The following is a 19295-nucleotide window of genomic DNA, read 5'->3' on the forward strand; positions in this document are numbered from 1 at the left end:
GCCGCCTCCCCGATCGGCTCCGGTCCGCGAAAAAACAGGCACCGAGCATACCCGCCGGGCAGCGCGCGGCGCGCCCGTCGATCACCCAAAGGGGCGAGCCGGACACCGATTGTTCACCCAGGACCCGCGAATCCGGACCGTTCCGCGCGAACCCGAGCGGATTCGCGCGGACCTCGCGGCGACATCGCGCGAATTCTTTTCAGCGCACCTCGCGCAGCACGGTCACCGCCCGCAGCACCTCGGCGTAAGTCGTGTACAGCGGGGCCAGCCCGAAGCGCAGCACGTCCGGCGGCCGGAAATCGCCGAGCACCCCGCGTTCGTGCAGCGCGTTCATCGTCTGCTGGCCGCCCGCGTCGCGCACCGAAACCTGGTGTCCCCGCGTGTGCTCGCGCGGGGTCGGAATGTCGGCTCCGGGCAGCAGTTCGTCCGCGCACCGGAAAAAGAAATCGCCCAGCGCCAAGCCTTTCGCCCGCAGCACGGAAAGGTCGACGTCGTCCCAGACGTCCAGCGCGGCGTCGAGCGCCAGCATCGACAGGATGTCCGGCGTGCCGGCGCGGGCGCGCGCGATCCCCGCGCTGCCGCGGTACCCCGGTTCCATGCCGAACGGATCCGCGTGCCCGGCCCATCCGGCGAGCGGCTGATCGAATTCCGCCTGATGGCGTTGTGCCACATAGACGAACGCGGGCGAACCCGGTCCGCCGTTCAGGAATTTGTACGTACAACCCACCGCGAAGTCGACGCCGCACGCGTCCAGCCGAACCGGAATCGCGCCGACGCTGTGGCAGAGGTCCCACACCGCGAGCGCGCCGGCCGCGTGCACGGCTTCGGTGACCGACGGCATGTCGTGCAGCCGCCCGCTGACGTAGTCGACGTGGTTCACGAGCACCGCGGCGGTCCGCTCGCTCACCGCGCCGGGCAGTTCCGCCACCGGCACGCGCCGCACGGTGTGCCCGGTGAGCCGGGCCGCCTGGTCGGCGACATAGCCGTCGGTCGGGAAGGTTCCCGCGTCGACCAGCAGCTCGTCGCGACCAGGGTTCGCCCGCACCGCCGCGACGAGCACTTTGAACAGGTCCACGCTCGTCGAATCCGCCACCACGACCTGCCCGGCCGCGGCCCCGACCAGCGGCGCGATCCGCTCCCCGACCCGCTGCGGGGCTTCCCACCAGCCCTCGGTCCACGACCGGATCAGCCGCCGCCCCCACTGCTGCCGGATCACCTGGCTCACCCGCTCGGCGACGTGTTTCGGCGGCGCGCCAAGGGAATTCCCGTCGAAGTACGCGACTTCCGGGTCAAGGTCGAACTCCGCGCGTTTCGCGGCGAGCGGGTCGGCGGCATCGAGCGCGGCCGCCTCGTCGGCAAGGCTTTCGCTGCGCACAGCGGATTCGGTCATCGACGCTCCTCGAAACTCCGGTTCTCCCCTCAGCTAACCGGACGACGGCGGTCTTATCGAGACCCAGGCTGGCCGGGATTCTCTATCTGCCGCCGCTTCGACGACCTACAGTGGCCTGACCAGGCACCACCGGAGGAGGTCAGCGTTGACCCAGTCGATCGCCGAACAGGCCGAGGGCCAAACCATCCCGCTGCTGCTGCGGCGCAACGCCGTCGAGCACGGCGACCGGCCCGCGCTCACCTCGCTCGATCTCGAGGGCCGTCCGACGCTCACCTGGAGCGAGTTCCGGACCGCGATCGCCGAGGTGTCGCGGGGGCTCGCCGGGCTCGGCCTCGCCGCGGGCGACCGGATGCTGATCATGGCTCCCAGCTCGCCGGACCACCTCGTCGCCGACCTCGCCGCCGTGCACCTGGCGGCCATCCCGTGCACGGCGTACGCGACGCTCAGCCCGGACCAGATCCGCTACGTCGCCCGGCACAGCGCCGCGCCGGTCGTCGTCCTCGCCGGCGCCGACGAGGTGTCCCGCTGGCGGCAGGTGCTCGACGACCTGCCCGCGCTGCGCCGCGTGGCGGTGATGGACGAATCCGCGATCCCGGACGGCGACGACCGGTTCGTCTCCTTCTCCGCGGTGCGCGAAGCCGGCCGAGCCGCGCTCGCCGCCGACCCCGAGGCGTTCGACCGCGCGTGGCAGGCGATCCGCCCGGACGACCCGCTCGCGATGATCTACACGTCCGGCACCACCGGCGATCCCAAGGGCGTCGTGCTTTCCCACCGCAACGCGATCCACGAGAGCATCGCGGTGCACTCGCTGCACCACGTCCCGATGCACTCCACGAACATCGCGTACCTGCCGCTGGCGCACATCGCCGAGCGCGCGCTGTCGATCTACATCCCGATCGTCGCCGCGGGCCACGTGCACACCGTCGGCAATCCGTCCGACGTGGTCACCGCCCTCGGCCAGGTGCATCCGCAGAGCTTCTTCGGCGTGCCGCGGGTGTGGGAGAAGATGGTGGCGAGCCTGAAGAACATGCTCGCCGGCCTGCCCGAGGACCGGCGCGAGGCGCTCGTCTCGGCGAACGAACTCCTGCAAGAGGGCTACAAACTCCGCAGCGCGGGCAAGGAGGTGCCCGCCGATCTCGCCGAGCGCATCGCGAAGACCGACGAGACCGTGCTCGCGCCGGTGCGCGCGCTGCTCGGGTTCGACAACCTGTACATCGCCTCCAGCGGCGCGGCCGCTCTGCCACTGGAAGTGCTGTACTTCATCGCCGGGTTGGGCGTCGAGATCCGCGAGGTCTGGGGCCTGTCCGAAACCACCGGCGCGGCGACCGCGAACAGCGCCGACGCGTTCCGCGCGGGCACCGTCGGACGTCCGATCGACGGCGTCGAGGTGAAGACCGGCGAGGACGGCGAACTGCTGGTCCGAGGTCCGATCGTGTTCCTCGGCTACCTGCAGGCGGACGGCACGATCGAATCGGCCACCGACGCCGACGGCTGGTTCGCGACCGGCGACATCGGCACGATCGACGACGACGGCTACGTCACGATCACCGACCGCAAGAAGGAACTGATCATCACCTCGAGCGGCAAGAACATCGCGCCGACCCGGATCGAGGGCTTGCTGAAGGAGCACCCGCTGATCGGCCAGGCAGTCGCGATCGGCGACGGGCGGCCGTACGTGACCGCGCTGATCGTGCTCGACGACGAGATCGCGCCCGGCTGGGCCGCGGCGAACGGCGTCGAAGCGGACGGGATCGACGCGCTCGCCGCGCACGAGGCGGTCCAGGCGGAGATCGCCCGCGCCGTCGAATCAGCCAACAGCAGGCTGGCACGCGCGGAGCAGATCAAGAAGTACCAGGTGCTCACCACCGCGTGGACACCCGAAACCGGCGAGCTGACCCCGACGCTCAAGCTCAAGCGCCGGGTGATCAACGACCGCTACCGCCCCGACATCGCCTCGCTCTACGCGTGAAAACGGTGCGGCCGGGACAACCCCGGCCGCACCGTCTCCCCGACAGCTCAGGCGTCCAGATCCTTGGCGATCAACTCGACCAGCACATCGACCGACTCCCGGGCCTGGTCGCCGTCCGCGCTGAGTTCGACCTCGTCGCCGTGCGCGGCGCCGAGCGTCATGAGGCTCAGCACGCTGCCCGCGTCGACCGGGTCGCCTGCCGCGCCTCCGGAAACCTTGGCGATGCGGACCTTCGCGGGCTGGGCGGCGGCGGCCTGCGCGACCAGCCCGGCCGGACGGGCGTGCAGCCCCACGCTGCTGGCGACGACGATGCGGCGTTGGTACACGAGAGCCTCCTCAGGCATTGACCGGATGGGCGGAAACGGCGGCGGCCGACTCCGCGGAACGGAACCGCAGCTGCTTGAGCAGGACCACCGAAGCGGCGGCGACCAGCGTCCCGGCGACGAGCGCGACCAGGAACAGCAGCGGGTTCCCGATCAGCGGAACCACGAAGATCCCGCCGTGCGGCGCGCGCAGCGTCGCGCCGAAAGCCATCGACAGCGCTCCGGTGACGGCCGAACCGGCCATGATCGACGGGATCACCCGGAACGGATCCGCCGCGGCGAACGGGATCGCGCCCTCGGTGATGAACGAGGCGCCCAGCAGCCACGCGGCCCGGCCGTTCTCGCGCTCGGCGGCGGTGAACAGCTTCTTCCGCACGGTGGAGGCGAGCGCGAGGGCGAGCGGCGGCACCATTCCGGCGGCCATCACCGCGGCCATGATCTGCAGCGAACCGGCACTGCCGGTGGTCAGGCCGCCGACGGCGAACGCGTACGCGGCCTTGTTGACCGGACCGCCCATGTCGAACGCCATCATCAGGCCGAGCAGCGCGCCCAGCAGCACCGCGCTGGTTCCGCTCAGGCTGTTCAGCCAGTGGGTGAGACCGGTCGTCGCGATCGCGATCGGCTTGCCGACCACGACGTACATCAGCACGCCGACCACCACGGTCCCGAGCAGCGGGTAGACGACCACCGGCATGATCCCGCGCATCGCCTTGGGCACGCGGATCTTCTTGAGCCCCAGCACGACGCCGCCGGCGAACAGCCCGGCCACCAGGCCGCCGAGGAAGCCGGCCCCGATGGCGACCGAGATCGCGCCGCCGACGAAACCGGGCGCGATGGCGGGCCGGTCGGCCATCGCGAACGCGATGAACCCGGCGAGCACCGGCACCAGGAACTGGAACGCGACGCTGCCGATCTGGAACATCAGCGCGGCCCAGCCGGCGAGCGAACCGGCGTCGAAGTGCTCGGTGACCTTGGGCGCGTTGGCGATCTGGTACCCGCCGAGCGCGAAGCTCACCGCGATCAGCAGGCCGCCCGCCGCGACGAACGGGATGAGGTAGCTGACGCCGGTCATCAGCCACTGCCGGATCCGCGAGCCGAGCCGGTCGTGCTCGCCGACCTTGGTGGTCAGCTCCGGTTCCGCGGCGGCGGCGGGTGGGGCGGCGGGCGGTTCCGCGGCGGCCGCTTTCGCCCGTTCGAAGAGCCCGGCCGCGTCGTTGATCGCGGCCTTCACCGGGGCTTCGACGATCGGCTTGCCCGCGAAGCGTTCCCGGCCCTGCACGGCGAGGTCGGCGGCGAAGATGACCGCGTCGGCCTCGGCGATGTCCGCCGCGGACAGCGGTTCGGAACCGGCCGAGCCCTGCGTTTCGACCACGATCGTGTCGCCGTTGGCCTTCGCGGTCTGCTCCAGCGATTCGGCGGCCATGTACGTGTGCGCGATGCCGGTGGGGCACGCGGTGATGGCGACGAACTTCATGTCAGGACACCTCTTCGCGGATGTAGGTCGCGACCGCGGCGGGATCGGTTCCGTCCAGCAGCGTCTGCTTGAACTCCGCGCGGACGAGCCGGCGGGCCAGCGCGGCCAGCACCTTCAGGTGCGCGGAGTCCGCGCCGTCCGGCGCGGCGATGAGGAAGATCAGCTTCGCCGGACCGTCCGGCGCGCCGAAGTCGATGCCGCCGGCGCTGCGGCCGAAGGCGAGCGTCGGCGCGGTGACGGCGGCGCTGCGGCAGTGCGGGATGCCGATGCCGCCCTCCAGCCCGGTGGCCATCTGCTCCTCGCGGGCGGCGACGTCCTTGAGGAACAGCTCGAGGTCGGTCACCCGCCCGGCGGACACGAGCCGTCCCGCGAGCGCGCGGACCGCGGCGTTCTTGTCCGCGGCGGCGAGCTCGAGGTCGACCAGGTCGGCGGTGATCAGGTCTGATGTGGTCATGCTGCGGCTCCGCTGAGGGTGAGGGTGGGATCGGCGGCGAGCAGGCGCACCTGGTCCGGGTGCACGTCCTGCGGGGCGGGCATGCGGCTGCCCTCCTGCGCGACCGCGGCGGTGCCGTAGGCGACCGCGGCGCGCAGGGCTTGGGGGCCGGTTCCTCCCGCGTGGAGGAATCCGGCGAGTGCGGCGTCTCCGGCGCCGACGGTGCTGCGCACGGCGACCAGCGGGCCGAGCGCGTGCCTGGTCTCGGCGCGGTCGACCAGCACGGCACCGCGCGCGCCGAGGCTGACCAGCACCGCTCCGACACCGTCGGCGACCAGGCCGCGGCACACCTCGACCACGTCGCCGAGCTGCGGCAGCGGCCGCCCGGCCAGCTCGGCCAGCTCGTCGAGATTCGGCTTGATCAGGTCGGGCCCGGCGGCGAGCGCGGCGGCCAGCGGCGCCCCGGAGGAGTCGACGGCGACCTTCGCCCCGGCGTCGCGGGCCAGTTTGCCGAGCTGCGCGTAGAAATCATCCGGCACCCCGGCGGGCACGCTGCCGCAGCACACGACCCATTCGGCGCGGGCGGCGAGTTCGACGGTGCGCTGCTGCAACACGGCCAGCTCGGCGGGGGAGATCTCCGGGCCGGGTTCGTTGATCTTGGTGGTCGTGCCGTCGGCTTCGACCAGGGTGATGTTGCTGCGCGTGGTGCCCGCGATCGGCACCGCGACCACCGGCACGCCTTCCGGCGCGAGCAGATCGGCTAGCCGCTCGCCGACCGAACCTCCGGCCGGAAGCAACGCCACGGTCGGCGACCCGGCGGCGGCGAGTGCGCGGGAGACGTTAACGCCCTTGCCCCCGGGGTCGAGCCGCACTCGGGAAGCACGCAGCACCTCGCCGCGCCGAAGCTCGCTGAGCTGAGCGGTCCGGTCCAGGCTCGGGTTGGGGGTGACGGTGACGATCATGCGAGCACCACTTCCGGACCCGCCTCTTCCAGCTCCGCGACCGCACCCGCATCGATCCCGCCGTCGGTGATCAGCACGTCGATCTCCGACAACCGCGCGAACCGGCTCAGCTGATCCGCCCCGTACTTGCTGTGGTCGGCAAGCAGAACCCGGCGACGAGCCGCGGCCACGAGCGCGGACTTCACCCCGGCCTCTTCGAGATCCGGCGTCGTGCAACCGTGCTCGGCGGAAAACCCGTTCGCGCCAAGGAAAGCGACATCGGCCAGCAGCCCGTCGAGCGCGTGCAGCGACGCGGAGCCGACCGTGGCGAGCGTTGTCCCGCGGACCCGGCCGCCGAGGATTTGCAGGGTGATTCCCGGGCGGGTGGCCAGGATCGACGCGATCGAAATCGAGTTCGTGATGACCGTCAGGTCGCGATCGGCCGGGAGCAGCGTCGCCAGGCGGCTGGTCGTGGTGCCCGCGTCGAGCAGCACCGAACCGCGGTCGGGGACCTGGTCGAGCGCGGCGCGGGCGATCGCGTCCTTTTCCGCGGCGTTGGTCTGGTCCCGCTGCGCGACCTCGGGCTCGAAGTCGAGCCGGTCCACCGCGACCGCGCCGCCGTAGACCCGGCGGACGACACCCTGGCGTTCGAGGACGCCCAGGTCGCGGCGGATGGTTTCGGGCGCGACGCCCAGTTCCGCGGCGAGGTCGCCCACGTCGACCCGTCCGTCTCGGCGTGCCCGCTGTGCGAGGAGCTGATGCCGTTCGGCGGCGTACATGCCCGTTCCTCTCCGCTGTTTGCCCGTTGTCATTTGATTGTGCCCGTTGTTACCGTACTGTCAATCCCCAGTTACAAGATCCTTTGCTCCCGGAGGTCTCGCCATGTCGTTGTCCGGAGTCGGAGTCAGCCCCGGCCAAGCCCAGGGCCCGCGGGTCGTCGTAGCCACTGACCTGCGGAAACCCGAGAATCAGCCGGTGCCCGCGGACCTGGCCGGGGAAGCGGGCCGGATCGGTCCGGCGGCGGCCCGGGTCGCTGCCCGGTTGTCCGATCGTGCCCGTTCCGTGTCCGGTGATGCCCGATCGGTGCTGGAAACGACCGCGGCGATGGCGGCGGATCCGGCGCTGCTCGCGTCCGCCGAACAGCTCGTCCGGGAGCAGTCGCTGCCCGCGCCGCGCGCGGTCTGGGACGCGGCCGCGAAGTTCATGGCGGCACTCGAAGCCGCGGGCGGCTACCTGGCCGAACGCGCCCGCGACGTCGCCGACGTCCGGGACCGGATCGTCGCGGACCTGCTCGGAGTGGCCCCGCCGGGCGTGCCCGACCTGACGTCGCCGAGCGTGCTCGTCGCGCGCGACCTCGCCCCGGCCGACACCGCCGGTCTCGACCCGGAACTGGTCCTCGCGCTGGTGACCGAAGAGGGCGGACCGACCAGCCACACCGCGATTCTCGCGCGGGCCTTGGGAATTCCGGCCGTGGTCGCGTGCTCCGGAGTGCTCGCCGCGGACAGTCCGGGCCTCGCCGTGGACGGTTCCGCCGGCACGGTTTCGCCCTCCGACGGCAGTGTGCGCGCCGCGAGCCGGAAGCCGCGCGCGGAATGGGACGGGGTCGGCGCGCTGGCCGACGGGCATCCGGTGAAGCTGCTCGCGAACGTCGGCTCGGCCGCGGACTCCCGCGCCGCGGCCGACGCGGGCGCGGAGGGAATCGGCTTGTTCCGCACGGAATTCTGCTACCTGGCGGCGGCGGAAGAACCGTCCGTGGACGCCCAGCGCGCGGCCTACGCGGCGGTGCTGGCGCCCTTTGCCGGGAAGCCGGTGATCGTCCGGACGCTCGACGCCGGTTCGGACAAACCGCTGGCGTTCCTGGACATGGGCGACGAACCGAATCCGGCGCTGGGCGTGCGCGGGGTCCGCGTCGCGTTCGACCGGCCGGAACTGCTGGACCGGCAGCTGACCGCGATCGCCGGGGCCGCCGCCGACACCGGGGCCGAGCTTTCCGTGATGGCCCCGATGATCGCGACCGCCGCCGAGGCGCGCTGGTTCGCCGAACGGGCGCGGGCGGCCGGGATCGCCCGCGCCGGCGTGATGATCGAGGTGCCGGCGGCGGCGTTGTGCGCCAAGGAAATCCTGGCCGAGGTCGACTTCGTCTCGCTGGGCACGAACGACCTGACGCAGTACGTCTTCGCCGCCGACCGGCAGCTCGGCGCGGTCGCCGCGCTCAACGACCCGAACCAGACCGCATTGCTGCGCCTGGCCGGGATGGTCGCCGAGGCAGGGGCCGCCGCCGGGAAACCGGTCGGCGTGTGCGGGGAAGCCGCCGCCGACCCGGGACTGGCCCCGGTGCTGGCCGGACTCGGGGTGACCAGTCTGTCGATGAACTCGGCCGCCCTCGCCGCCGTCGGCGCGACCCTGCGCACGGTCGACCTGCCCGCCTGCCGCGAAGCCGCCGCCAAGGCCCGCTGACTCCGGGTCACGACGCCCGGATCGAGTTCTCCGTCCACTTGCGCAGCCGCGGCGGCACGCGCTTCTCCAGTCCGTAGTTCTCCAGGTGGGCGGAGAACACCTCGTCGAACGCCTCCTGCACGGTCTCGGTGTCCCAGTCCGGACGCTCGAGGATCGGCTGCTTCAAGTACGGCTGCCCCATCACGTGCAGCTGCGGGCCGTTGCACCGGATCATCTGCCCGGTGATCCCGTGCGAGCCCTCGCCGAGGAGGAACAGCACGAGCGGCGCGATCTTCGCCGGCGTGCGTTCCGGCGGGCAGGCCCGCAGCGCGCGTTCGGATTTCCAGACCATCCGGGTGTGCGCCACCGGGCACACCGCGTTCACCCGGATCCCCGAGTCCTCGAGGTCCAGCGCCCACGAATAGGTCAGAGACGCCACCGCGCCCTTGCTCGCCGAGTACACCCCGAGCTTGCGCTGCCCGAGCGACGCGCCGGAGGAGATGTTCACGATCGACCCGCCGCCGCCCGCGCCGACCATCGCCCGGATCGCGGCCAGCCCGGTGTACATCACGCCGAGCACGTTCACCTCGACCAGCTGGCGGGCCTGCTCCGCGTCGTCCTCCCAGGGCAGCGCCTCGTAGTTGAGCCCCGCGTTGTTGACCAGGCCGTCGATCCGGCCGAACTCGGCGACGCACTGGTCGACGATCGCCTGCGCCTGCGCCGGATCGGCCACGCTGTGCCCGTTCGCGACCGCGCGCCCGCCGTGACCCCGGATGGTCTCGGCGGTGCGCTCGGCGAGGTCGGCGTCCACGTCGTTGACCACCACCGCGCCGCCCGCCCGCGCGACGTGCACGGCGAACGCCTCGCCGAGCCCGCGCCCGGCCCCGGTCACGACCACGGCCCTGTCCTGCAACAGTCTGTCCACGCTCACTCCCCGCTGGTGCGCCCGGCGCGAGGACGACCGCTCCGCCGGGTCTCTCCCAGTGTTGGACCGTTCGGCCCAGTCGTACCGGACGGTGACGACGAACGGTGGTCGCGCTGCGCCGAACGAGGAAAGCTGATCAGTGCCACGGATACCCTGCGGCAGGTCACTCCGAACGGCTCCGCGTTCCGGCCACCGGATTCTTCCCGACTGTTCACCCTGGTGTGATCGGCGGCATACTGAACGTGCATGCCCTGGCCGGAGTAGTGACACTCCTGGCCAGGAGCGCATCAGGCGAAGGCACAATGCGGGACGCCCGCATTCACTCGATCGGGGAGGGGGCAGTGGTCATCTCGTGACGACCGAAGCGACCTCTCGGCTTACGGCACCGCTGCGGAATGTCGAATATCGCGTGCTCTGGGCGGCGGAGGCCATCTCGAGCGCGGGCGACCAGCTGGCGAAGGTGGCGTTGTCCATCCTCGTCTACCACCGCACCGGTTCCGCGCTCTGGGCTGCCGTCGTCTACGCGCTGACCTTCCTGCCCGCGCTCGCCGGCGGGCTCGGGCTGTCCTTCCTCGCCGACCGCTACCCGCGTCGCGCCGTGCTGAGCGTGAGCGCCGCGGCACAGGCGGTGCTGGTCGGGCTGATGAGCCTGCCCGGGATGCCGCTGCCCGCGCTGTGCCTGCTGCTCGTGGCGGTGCAGCTGGCCGCGTCACCGGCGAACGCGGCGCAGAACGCGATCACCCGCGAGGTGTTCACCGACGACCATCTGTACCTGCGCAGCCAGGACCTGCGCGGGATCACGACCAACACGGTGCAGCTGCTCGGCCTGGCCGGCGGCGGCGTGCTGGTGACGGCCGTGGGCACGTCGTGGGCGCTGGCGATCGACGCGGTGAGCTTCGCGGTGGCGTCGGTGATCGTGCGGGTGTGGGTGCGCGACCGGCCCGCCGCCGGGGGCGAGCACAGCACCTGGTTCTCCGCGACGCGCTGGGTGTTCGGGCAGCGCAAACTGCGCGTGCTGATCGCGCTGTCGTGGCTCGTGGGGCTGGCCGTCGTGCCCGAAGGGCTGGCCGCGCCGCTGGCCCAGCAGCTGAACGCGCCGTCCGCGGCGGTCGGCTGGTTGCTCGCCGCCGACCCGCTCGGCTTCGTCGCCGGGGCCTATCTGCTGTCGAAATTCGCGTCCGCCGCGGTCCGGCAGCGGCTGCTCGGCGTGCTGGCGACGGCTTCGCTCGCCATGCTCGCGCTGTTCCTGCTGCGGCCGAACCTGGTGGTCGCGCTGGTGCTGCTCGCGCTCGCCGGTGCGATGGGCGCCTACATCATCACCGTGACCGCGACATTCTCCACCTGGGTGCCGAACGAACTGCGCGGCGGAGCCGGCGGTCTCTACCGCACGGGGCTGCGCGTCGCGCAGGGCATCGGGGTGGCTCTCGGCGGGGTGGTCGCACAGGCGACCGGCTCCGCCGTCACCGCCATCGCGCTGGCCGGGCTGGCCGGCGTGGCGCTGGCGATCCCCACCGCGTTCTCGTGGACCCGGGTGCGGCACGCGGTCGCGGCCGGGGCCTGATCGGGGGGGGTGCGGGATGGATCCGGGAGGGAACTGTGGCCGGGGTCGAGGCACCGGCCGAATGGGTCCGGATACGCCGGACGGGAAGTCGTTTCACGCTTCACGGTCACGCACGGAACACACCTCCGTTCGCATTGTCACGAATCCGCTGTCGATCGGTCACGGAACTCACGCTTCACGGTCACGCACAGCTGTCCACCTCCGCTCGCTGACAATTCATCGGAAAATGACAACAGCTCGATTCACGCTTCGCGGTCGCGCACGGGAAAACACCTCACTCGGGGGGACGGCGGGGACTCTCCTCCGCAATTTACTTCATGGATGGAGCAGTTGTCGCGGAAGGCGTCTCCGGGTTCGGAGACTACGACCGAATACAGCGTTCGAAGTCGGTGAGTGAGATGATACCGGCAACTGATAACGACGCAGAACCGGGAACCTTCCGGGAACCGCATCCGACACCGGAGGAGGCACGGCCCGATGCCCGGAACCGATCCGGCGCGCGGTGAGGCCCGCGGCCCCGGGGAGGAACCGCCCGCCGCGACGGGCTTCGCGGGACGGCTGCGTGCCGTGTTCGCCGCGAACCCCGTTTCCTCGTGGGATCTCTGGACCAAACCGCGCCGGATGATCGCGTTCCTGCTCGCCTGGGACGCGATCGCGGCGGCGCTGCTGACCTTCGGCGTGATCGCGTCGCCGAGCCCGGATCTCGTGGACTGGGGCCGGTTCGCGATCCTCGCCGGCTGCGCGACGGTGCACATCCAGCTCACCCGGCGGCAGGAGGAACGGCGGCGCAACCGGGTCACCGCCGTCCACATCGACCTGACCGGCATCTGGGTGTTCCCGGCCGCGCTGCTGCTGCCGATCCCGCTGACGCTGCTGCTGATCGCGCTCCTGCGCGTCCAGCGGTGGTTCAACTCCCGGCGACCGCCGCACAAGTTCGTGTTCACCTCGTTCACGCATGCGGTGTCGGCACTGCTGGCGCACCACCTGTACCAGACTTTCGCGTCCGCCGAACTGGCCCGGCTTTCGCCCGCGAACTCGTTGCAGGTCTTCGGGATCCTGATGCTCGTCGGCTTCAGCTACGCGGCGCTGCAGGCGATCGTGATCGGCGGCCTGCTCGCGCTCGGCGGCACGTCCGCGCCCACCCTGCGCAACGTCTTGGGCACCAAGGACGACAACCTGCTGGAGCTGTCGACGATCAGCCTCGGGACCATCGCGACGATCCTGCTCGTGAACATCCCGCCGGCGATCGTGATCCTCGTGCTGATCACGGTGCTGGGCAACCGGCTGGCGGAAATCAACCAACTGCAGTCCGAAGCGCGCACTGATCCGAAGACCGGGATCTTCAACGTGCGCGGGTGGTCGGAGTCCGCGGAACGCGCGCTCGCGCGGGCCGCGCGCGGCGGGGAAACCCTGGCGCTGCTGATGATCGACCTCGACCACTTCAAGTGGATCAACGACACGTACGGCCATCCGGCGGGGGACGACGTGCTCCGCACGGTGGCGCAAACTCTCGACGAGATAACGCGTCCCAAGGACATCATCGGGCGCTTCGGCGGCGAGGAGTTCCTCATCCTGCTGCCCGATGTGGACACGACGGCGGCGAAGGTGACCGCGGAACGGATCCGTACCGCGATCGCCGATCAGCGCATCGTGACGACCGACAAACGCGGCGGTTCCGCATTGATCACCGGCCGCACCGCGTCGATCGGGGTCGCATTGCTCGGGGTGAACGGAACGGCACTGGAACAGTTGCTGCAAGCCGCCGACGCGGCCGTCTACACCGCGAAGGAAGGCGGCCGGAACCAGGTGCGCTTCGCGGACGCGAATCTGCCGTCCGAGTGATCCACAATTCCGATCACCGGCACTGTTCGCGATTAATCGCGAAACCGATTCAGCAACTGTCCGCGACGGCCCGCGCCCCGTTCCGCCGCCGGATTGAGCCGCCGGGTTAATTGTCGGCCGGGGCGCTAACCGCACCGGCCGGTTTTTCGAGCCGGATCGGAACCGCCGGGATTGCCGAACCCGGATGGCGCAGGACCGGGAATCCGGCCCCGGCACCCCGGACTCGACCGCCGCTCCCCGGACTCAGCTGCCGCGCTCCGTCGCTCTCCGTTCATGCGCGAGCGAACCCCGCCGCGAGGCGGTCTCGCACGCCGCGCAGGACCCGCGTGACGCTCCTGCCTCACCCGCCGCTCTGCCCACTCCGCCCCGCCACTCCGCCCCGTCGTTCAGCCCCGCCACTCCGCCCCGCCGCCCACCCCAGCCGCCCCGCCGCTCTCCCCACCCTGCTGCCCGGCCCGGCCGCTCTGCCCCGCCCGCCGCTCCAGCCCCGGCCCGCCCGCCACTCCGCCACGGCTCGCCCGCCGCTGCACCCGCCGCGCGGGGCCGCCGTCCCGTCGCCTCGCCGCTCGCCCCAGCCGCTGTGCCACCCCGCCGCTCCGCCGCTCGCCCCAGCCGCCCCGCCGCTCGCCCTAGCCGCTGTGCCGCCCCGCCGCTCCGGCCCGCCTGCCCCTCCGCCCCGCCCCGGCCTTGTCCCCGCCCGGCCGAGACCGCCCCAATGCCACATTGGGTGCGCTGGACGCACCGAACGCCACATTGGGTGCGTCAGATGCACCCAATGTGGCGTTGGGGCGCTTTGACCGGACCCAGCGCAGCACCGCGCCTCCAAGAGCGGCGGCGAGACAGACCCGGGAGCACCCAAAGTGGCCCCCGATGAGCCCAGCGCAACCAACCCCACGTCGGCCCGCCCCGGGGGTTACCCCCCACCCGGGTGAGGGGGACAGCCGCCTCCCGCGGCGCGCGCCGGGCTGGCACCCTGGTGCGCATGCCAGCCACCGACGACCGTGCCCCGGCCGCCGTTCGCGTTCGCCGTCCCTGGTCGACGTCCGGCTGGCTGCTGCTCGTCCTGCTCGTGGTGTTCGGGTTCGGCCTGATCGCCTCGCGGCCCGCGTCGCCGCCCGACCAGGGCCCGCCGACCGGCGGCGTGCTCGCGGCGCGGAACGCGGTCGACGCGCTCACCCACCCCGACGGGCAGGCCACCGCGCTCGCGCTCCTGCCCAAGGACTTCACCGCGGTCACCGGCGTGAAGCCCGGCGCGCTGCCCGCCCGCGACGGCACCGTCCGCGCGGCGCACCTCGACGGCGGCTGCTCGGCCCCGTGGGGCGACGACAACACGAAATGGGACTTCTCGGTCCCGTGCAAGGCGCACGACCTCGGCTACGACCTGCTCCGCTACGCCAACGACAAGGGCCACCCGCTCGACCAGTCCGCCCGGGCCGCGCTCGACGACCGGCTCGAGCAGGACATGCACCGCACCTGCGAGCTGAACCCGATGAACTCCGAGCGCACCTGCCAGCTGGTCGCGTCGGTGTTCACCGGCGGGCTGGTGCTCAACTCGTGGCACCAGCGCTGGGGCCCGCCGGTCGGCGACCCGATCGGCCCGATGGTCGCCGGCGTCCTGGTGATCGGCTGCCTGCTCGTGATGCGCCTGCGCGGCTGGCACACCGCCCGCCGCACGACCCCGCGTCCGCGGCTGCCGCGCGGCGTCCCCCGGCCGTGGGCGGTGCTCGGCATCTCCGGGGCGGTGCTGCTGATGATCGGCGAATCGGCGACCGCGCTGGCCGACTGGGCAGGCGCGCCGGAAGCCACTTGGTGGCCGCTGACCTGGCTCGCGCAGCTCACGCCGCTGCTCTTCTTCTCGGGCGGGCTCGCCAACGCGGCGGGCTGGCGGGCCGAACGCGATCGCGGCTACCGGCATTACCTCGCCGAACGGTCCAGCCCGCTGCTGCGCCCGGCGTTGATCTTCGCCGTGGTCGCTCTGATCGTGCCGCTGGCGCTGGAACTTCTCGGCATCCCGGCCGGGACCAACGCCACCGTCATGCGGATCGCCCTGCACCCGCTGTGGTTGCTGGGCGTCTACCTGCTGACCGTCATCGGCGCGCCGATGCTGCTCGCGCTCTACCGCCGCACGCGGCTGTGGTCGGTCGCGGCGCTGACCGCTGTCGTCGTGGCCGGTGAACTCGCCGCGAGCTGGACGGACGTGTCCTGGCCGCGCTACGCCGCGACGCTCGCCTTGGCTCTCCTCGCGCAGCAGGTGGCGTTCGCGTACGCGGACGGCGTCCGCCCTCGCCGTCCGGTGCTCGCTGTCGCGGCCGTAAGCGGCGTCGCGGCCCTCGCGGTCGCAGTGTTCGCCTTCGACGCTTCGCCGGTACTGCTGGGCAACCCAGGCGCGCCTGCCGCGTTGTCCGCGAGGCCGTGGACGGTCCTGCTGCTGGGTGTGTCGCAGCTCGGCCTCGTCGGGCTCCTCGCGGCGCCGCTGCGGCGCTGGGCCGCCCGCGACCGGGTAGTCCGCACCGCAGGGCTCATGCTGCGCGCCCCGATGAGCCTGTACCTGGCGTTCCTCGCCGCGATGCTGCTGCTCGTCGCCGTGGTCTACCTGCCCGGACCGATCGCGAACGGCCTGAGCTGGCTCCTCCAGCCGCGCATGCTCGCCGCGGTGGCGCTGCTTCTCGTGCCCGCCGCGCTGGTCTTCTGGTGGTTCGAACGGCACCCGGCCAAACCCGGCAAGACCAGCGCCGAAGCGCCGGTCGCCCCGCGTCCGTACCACCCGACCGGCCGCCGTTCGGTGCTGCTCACTCGCGCGGCCGCCACGCTGGGCATCGGCTACGCGACGCTCGGCGTCTTCGGTCTCGCGCTGGCCCGGTTCGGCGCCGTGGCCGCCGACGCCGACGTGCTCGGCTTGCGGCTGGACCCGGTCCAGAGCCTCGTGCACCTGCTCCTCGGCGTCCTGCTGCTGCACGCCGTCCGGACCGGCGCGGCGGCGACCTCGGCCGCGACGTGGTTCGCCGCCGCGCTGACCTGCGTGCCGTCGCTCGTGGCGGCCGCCGGCGGCGAGACGCACGGTTCGGCGGTCGTCGTCCTGCACCTTCTCACCGCGGTGTTCGCGCTGGTCGGAGCGGGTTCGTGCATGGTTCCGGCCAGGCGAGCGGCCGCCGCCGCGTCCTGACCCGCGACACGCGTACCGCCAACCGGGCGAAACTGCTTCGGATACCGGACCATAGGTGGTGCACACCACACCGCCCGGGGGAGGTGCGAAACCGCCGCAACCCCCGCCCGGCACCATGCGTCTCCAGTAGCGGAGACCAGAACGACGAGAAGGAGCCGGCCCCGTGGACTACCCGCCTCGGAACGGGCAAGGCGATCGCCGCCCCGCCCGCTCGTGGCAGGACCAGCCCGGCCGGGGACCGGCGCGGCGGCCCGGGCCACCGCCCCGCTCGCGACGCGAACCGCAGGCCACTGGTCCGTCCCGGCGTCCCGGACCGCCCCCGCGCCGTCCGTCCGGACGGTCCCGCCGAGGCGGCCTGCGCGGCGCGAAAATCGCTCTCACCGTGGTGTCGCTGCTGGTCATGGGGCTCACCGGGTACGCATGGGCGTCGCTGCAGGGCCTGGTCAACGGCCTGAGCTACTCCGACGTGATCGGCGAGGGCGCGGGCGGCGAGAAGCCCGCCGACGGCGCCCGCGACATCCTCCTGGTCGGCCTCGACAGCCGCACCGACGCCCAGGGCAACCCGCTGTCCCCGGAACTGCTCGCCCAGCTGCGCGCGGGCGAATCGGACGGCGAGCTGAACACCGACACGCTGATCCTGGTCCACATCCCGAACGACGGCAGCAAGGCCGTCGCGCTGTCGCTGCCGCGCGATTCGTACGTGGACATCCCCGGCTACGGCAAGCACAAGATCAACTCGGCGTACGCCAGGGCGATGCTGCAGGCCCGCAAAGACCTGCAGGCCCAGGGCGTCACCGATCCTAAGGAACTCGACGTCAAGGCCAACCAGGCCGGCGCGAAGCTGCTGATCGCGACGATCCAGCAGCTGACCGGGTCCACGATCGACAACTACGCGGCGATCAACCTGCTCGGCTTCAGCGACATCACGAAGGCCGTCGGCGGCGTGGACGTCTGCCTGAAGGACAACGTCAACGACGAGTACTCCGGCGCGAACTTCACCAAGGGCCAGCACACCATCTCCGGGGTCGAGGCGCTCGAGTTCGTCCGGCAGCGGCACGGGCTCCCGCGCGGCGACCTCGACCGGGTCGTGCGCCAGCAGGTGTTCATGGCGGGCATGGCGCGCAAGATCCTGTCCGCGGGAACGCTGACCGACCCGTCCAAGCTCAACGCGCTGGTCGACGCCATCAAGAAGTCCGTGGTGCTGAACCAGAACTGGGACATCTTCAGCTTCGCCCAGCAGATGAAGGGCCTCACCGGCGGCCAGCTCGAGTTCCGCACCATCCCGGTCGACAACGTCGAGTACCGCACGCCGAACGACGGCGTCGCGGTGAAGGTCGACCCGGCGAAGGTGAAGGCGTTCGTGCAGGGCCTCGCGGGTCCGCAGGCCGGGGCCGACGGCGCCCCGGCGCAGCAAAAGGCGCCGAAGCCCGACGAGTCGCACAAGGACACCACGGTCGACGTGCGCAACGCCTCGGATCGCACCGGTCTCGCGGCGACCGTGTCCAAGCAGCTGGCGGACAAGGGCTTCACTGCGGGCGACACGGACAACGCGTCCTCGCGTAAGACGACTGTGATTTGGGTCCCCAGCGGCGGCGAGGCGGCCGGGCAGGCGGTCGCGGACGCGCTCGGCACCAAGGCGACGGTGCAGGAAGACAAGAGCGTGCCCAAGGGCCACGTGAAGGTGTTCCTCGGTTCGGACTACCAACCCTCCGCCGGCGCTTCGAGCGGAACCGGTGCGGCGCAAGCTCCTCCGGCGCAGCAGCAGTCCGCTCCCCCGTCCACGCCCACCGGTCCGGGCAGCGACGACCAGCCGATCACCGCCGACGGGGTGCCGTGCGTCAACTAACGCGTTGCTCCATTCGGGGCAAGCGGAAAATTTTTCCGAAACCCGCGTAATGAGCGGCCGCTTCGGCACTTTCACCACCGGGACGCAAGCCCGCGTCCGCGAAGTTGGTTGAGGGGCAGGGGCCGTGATCGACGCTGAGCACTACCAGCGGGTACTGGGAGACGAGCTGCGCAAGCTCAGGCGTGGCCGGGGATGGACGCGCAAAGAGCTGAACGCGCATCTGCAGAGCGAGATCTCGCTGCAGACGCTGGCGACGTACGAACTGGGCACGCGGCAGTGTTCCGTGGTGCGCCTGGTCGAACTGTGCGTGGCGATGGACGAGCTTCCGCAGGATTTGCTGGCGAAGGTGCACAGCCGGGTGTTCACCGAGGAACCGGGACGGGTCCGCGTGGACCTGCGCCGGGTCGTCGCGGAGGCCGGTCCGGAGCTGACTCCGCTGCGGCGCTGGGCCGAAGGACGGTTGCGGCAGAACGGAGTCGCGATGCCGGCCGCGCCAGCCGCCGCTTCCGCATCCGGATCTTCCGGCACGCCAACCTCTTCCGCGCCCGCGGCCTCGGGCCAGCCCGCTTCGGCGAGCGCCTCGGCCGACGAGGTGTCGTTCGACTTCGCCGCGCTGGAGCGGATGGCCGAGCTGTGCGGACTTCCCACGGCTGAGCTGGTTTCGCACCTGCGCAAGCTCGCTCCGGCCTGACCGCAGACCACGAGGGGGACCTTCGCGACTCCTCCCCTGCCGCGAACGTCCCCCTCGTTCTGCTTCGCCTCCGCGCGGCCGCTCGTCCGCCGAGGTTTCTCTTCCGCTCGACGACAACGCCGCCCTCGCGGCGTCCACTGTGGAGTGCCCGCTCCGCGCTGAACGCTGCCCGCGTACTGCGAGGGGAACTTTCGCGACTCCTCCCCTGCCGCGAAGGTTCCCCTCGCACCGACCAGTCCACTGTGGACTGCCGCACAAGACCACGAGGGGGACCTTCGCGACTCCATCCCCCGCCGCGAAA

Annotated in this window: 14 protein-coding genes; 7 read left to right on the forward strand and 7 right to left on the reverse strand. The window is 71.8% G+C overall.

Features of this window, described 5'->3' with window-relative positions; translation table 11 throughout:
* Positions 1–199: 199 nt before the first annotated feature.
* A complete protein-coding gene (kynU, locus tag CU254_RS30765) occupies positions 200–1390 on the reverse strand; it encodes a kynureninase (RefSeq protein ID WP_037715336.1) in 1191 nt (396 codons plus the stop codon).
* A gap of 145 nt (positions 1391–1535) precedes the next feature.
* Here kynU and CU254_RS30770 point away from each other — a divergent pair, with 145 nt between their 5' ends.
* Positions 1536–3359, forward strand: coding sequence for a long-chain fatty acid--CoA ligase (locus CU254_RS30770; protein WP_009082436.1), 1824 nt, complete (start codon positions 1536–1538; stop codon positions 3357–3359).
* Positions 3360–3406: 47 nt separating this feature from the next.
* On the opposite strand, the gene CU254_RS30775 is transcribed toward CU254_RS30770, so the two are convergent.
* The 5 genes from CU254_RS30775 to CU254_RS30795 are packed head-to-tail and all read right to left on the reverse strand — an operon-like array spanning position 3407 to position 7309.
* The gene (locus tag CU254_RS30775) at positions 3407–3703 is read right to left on the reverse strand and encodes an HPr family phosphocarrier protein (RefSeq protein WP_009082438.1); all 297 of its coding nucleotides are present in this window, start codon (positions 3701–3703) and stop codon (positions 3407–3409) included.
* Positions 3696–5156, reverse strand: a complete 1461-nt coding sequence (locus tag CU254_RS30780) for a PTS fructose transporter subunit IIC (protein ID WP_009082440.1) — start codon at positions 5154–5156, stop codon at positions 3696–3698. Before CU254_RS30780 ends, CU254_RS30775 begins: the two co-directional genes overlap by 8 nt.
* 1 nt (position 5157) lies before the next feature.
* Complete coding sequence (locus tag CU254_RS30785) at positions 5158–5610, reverse strand: PTS sugar transporter subunit IIA (RefSeq protein WP_009082442.1); 453 nt, start codon at positions 5608–5610, stop codon at positions 5158–5160.
* Positions 5607–6551 (reverse strand): 1-phosphofructokinase, encoded by a 945-nt coding sequence (gene pfkB, locus CU254_RS30790; RefSeq protein ID WP_009082444.1) that lies wholly within the window; start codon positions 6549–6551, stop codon positions 5607–5609. The genes CU254_RS30785 and pfkB overlap by 4 nt, the downstream gene beginning before the upstream one ends.
* Positions 6548–7309, reverse strand: a complete 762-nt coding sequence (locus CU254_RS30795) for a DeoR/GlpR family DNA-binding transcription regulator (RefSeq protein ID WP_009082446.1) — start codon at positions 7307–7309, stop codon at positions 6548–6550. Before CU254_RS30795 ends, pfkB begins: the two co-directional genes overlap by 4 nt.
* A gap of 103 nt (positions 7310–7412) precedes the next feature.
* Here CU254_RS30795 and CU254_RS30800 point away from each other — a divergent pair, with 103 nt between their 5' ends.
* On the forward strand, positions 7413–8987 hold the full coding sequence (locus CU254_RS30800) for a phosphoenolpyruvate--protein phosphotransferase (RefSeq protein WP_037715339.1): 1575 nt from the start codon (positions 7413–7415) through the stop codon (positions 8985–8987).
* A 7-nt stretch (positions 8988–8994) separates the two neighbouring features.
* Here the strand turns inward: CU254_RS30800 and CU254_RS30805 are convergent, their stop codons facing one another.
* The gene (locus CU254_RS30805; protein WP_037715341.1) at positions 8995–9891 is read right to left on the reverse strand and encodes an SDR family NAD(P)-dependent oxidoreductase; all 897 of its coding nucleotides are present in this window, start codon (positions 9889–9891) and stop codon (positions 8995–8997) included.
* Positions 9892–10243: 352 nt separating this feature from the next.
* Between CU254_RS30805 and CU254_RS30810 the strand changes: the two genes are divergently transcribed.
* From CU254_RS30810 to CU254_RS30830, 5 genes are all read left to right on the forward strand, one after another.
* Positions 10244–11452, forward strand: coding sequence for an MFS transporter (locus CU254_RS30810; RefSeq protein ID WP_037715343.1), 1209 nt, complete (start codon positions 10244–10246; stop codon positions 11450–11452).
* Between the two features lie 477 nt (positions 11453–11929).
* Positions 11930–13294 carry a GGDEF domain-containing protein gene (locus CU254_RS30815; RefSeq protein WP_009082453.1) on the forward strand — a complete coding sequence of 455 codons (1365 nt, stop codon included), beginning with the start codon at positions 11930–11932 and terminating at the stop codon, positions 13292–13294.
* A gap of 982 nt (positions 13295–14276) precedes the next feature.
* Complete coding sequence (locus CU254_RS30820; RefSeq protein WP_037715345.1) at positions 14277–16457, forward strand: phospholipase A2; 2181 nt, start codon at positions 14277–14279, stop codon at positions 16455–16457.
* A gap of 163 nt (positions 16458–16620) precedes the next feature.
* Positions 16621–18303: an LCP family protein gene (locus CU254_RS30825; RefSeq protein WP_037715347.1), complete on the forward strand. Its 1683-nt coding sequence runs from the start codon at positions 16621–16623 to the stop codon at positions 18301–18303.
* Positions 18304–18427: 124 nt separating this feature from the next.
* On the forward strand, positions 18428–18994 hold the full coding sequence (locus tag CU254_RS30830; protein WP_009082459.1) for a helix-turn-helix domain-containing protein: 567 nt from the start codon (positions 18428–18430) through the stop codon (positions 18992–18994).
* The last annotated feature ends 301 nt before the right edge of the window (positions 18995–19295 follow it).

The sequence above is a fragment of the Amycolatopsis sp. AA4 genome (genome assembly GCF_002796545.1).
In the GTDB taxonomy this organism is placed as follows: Bacteria; Actinomycetota; Actinomycetes; order Mycobacteriales; family Pseudonocardiaceae; genus Amycolatopsis.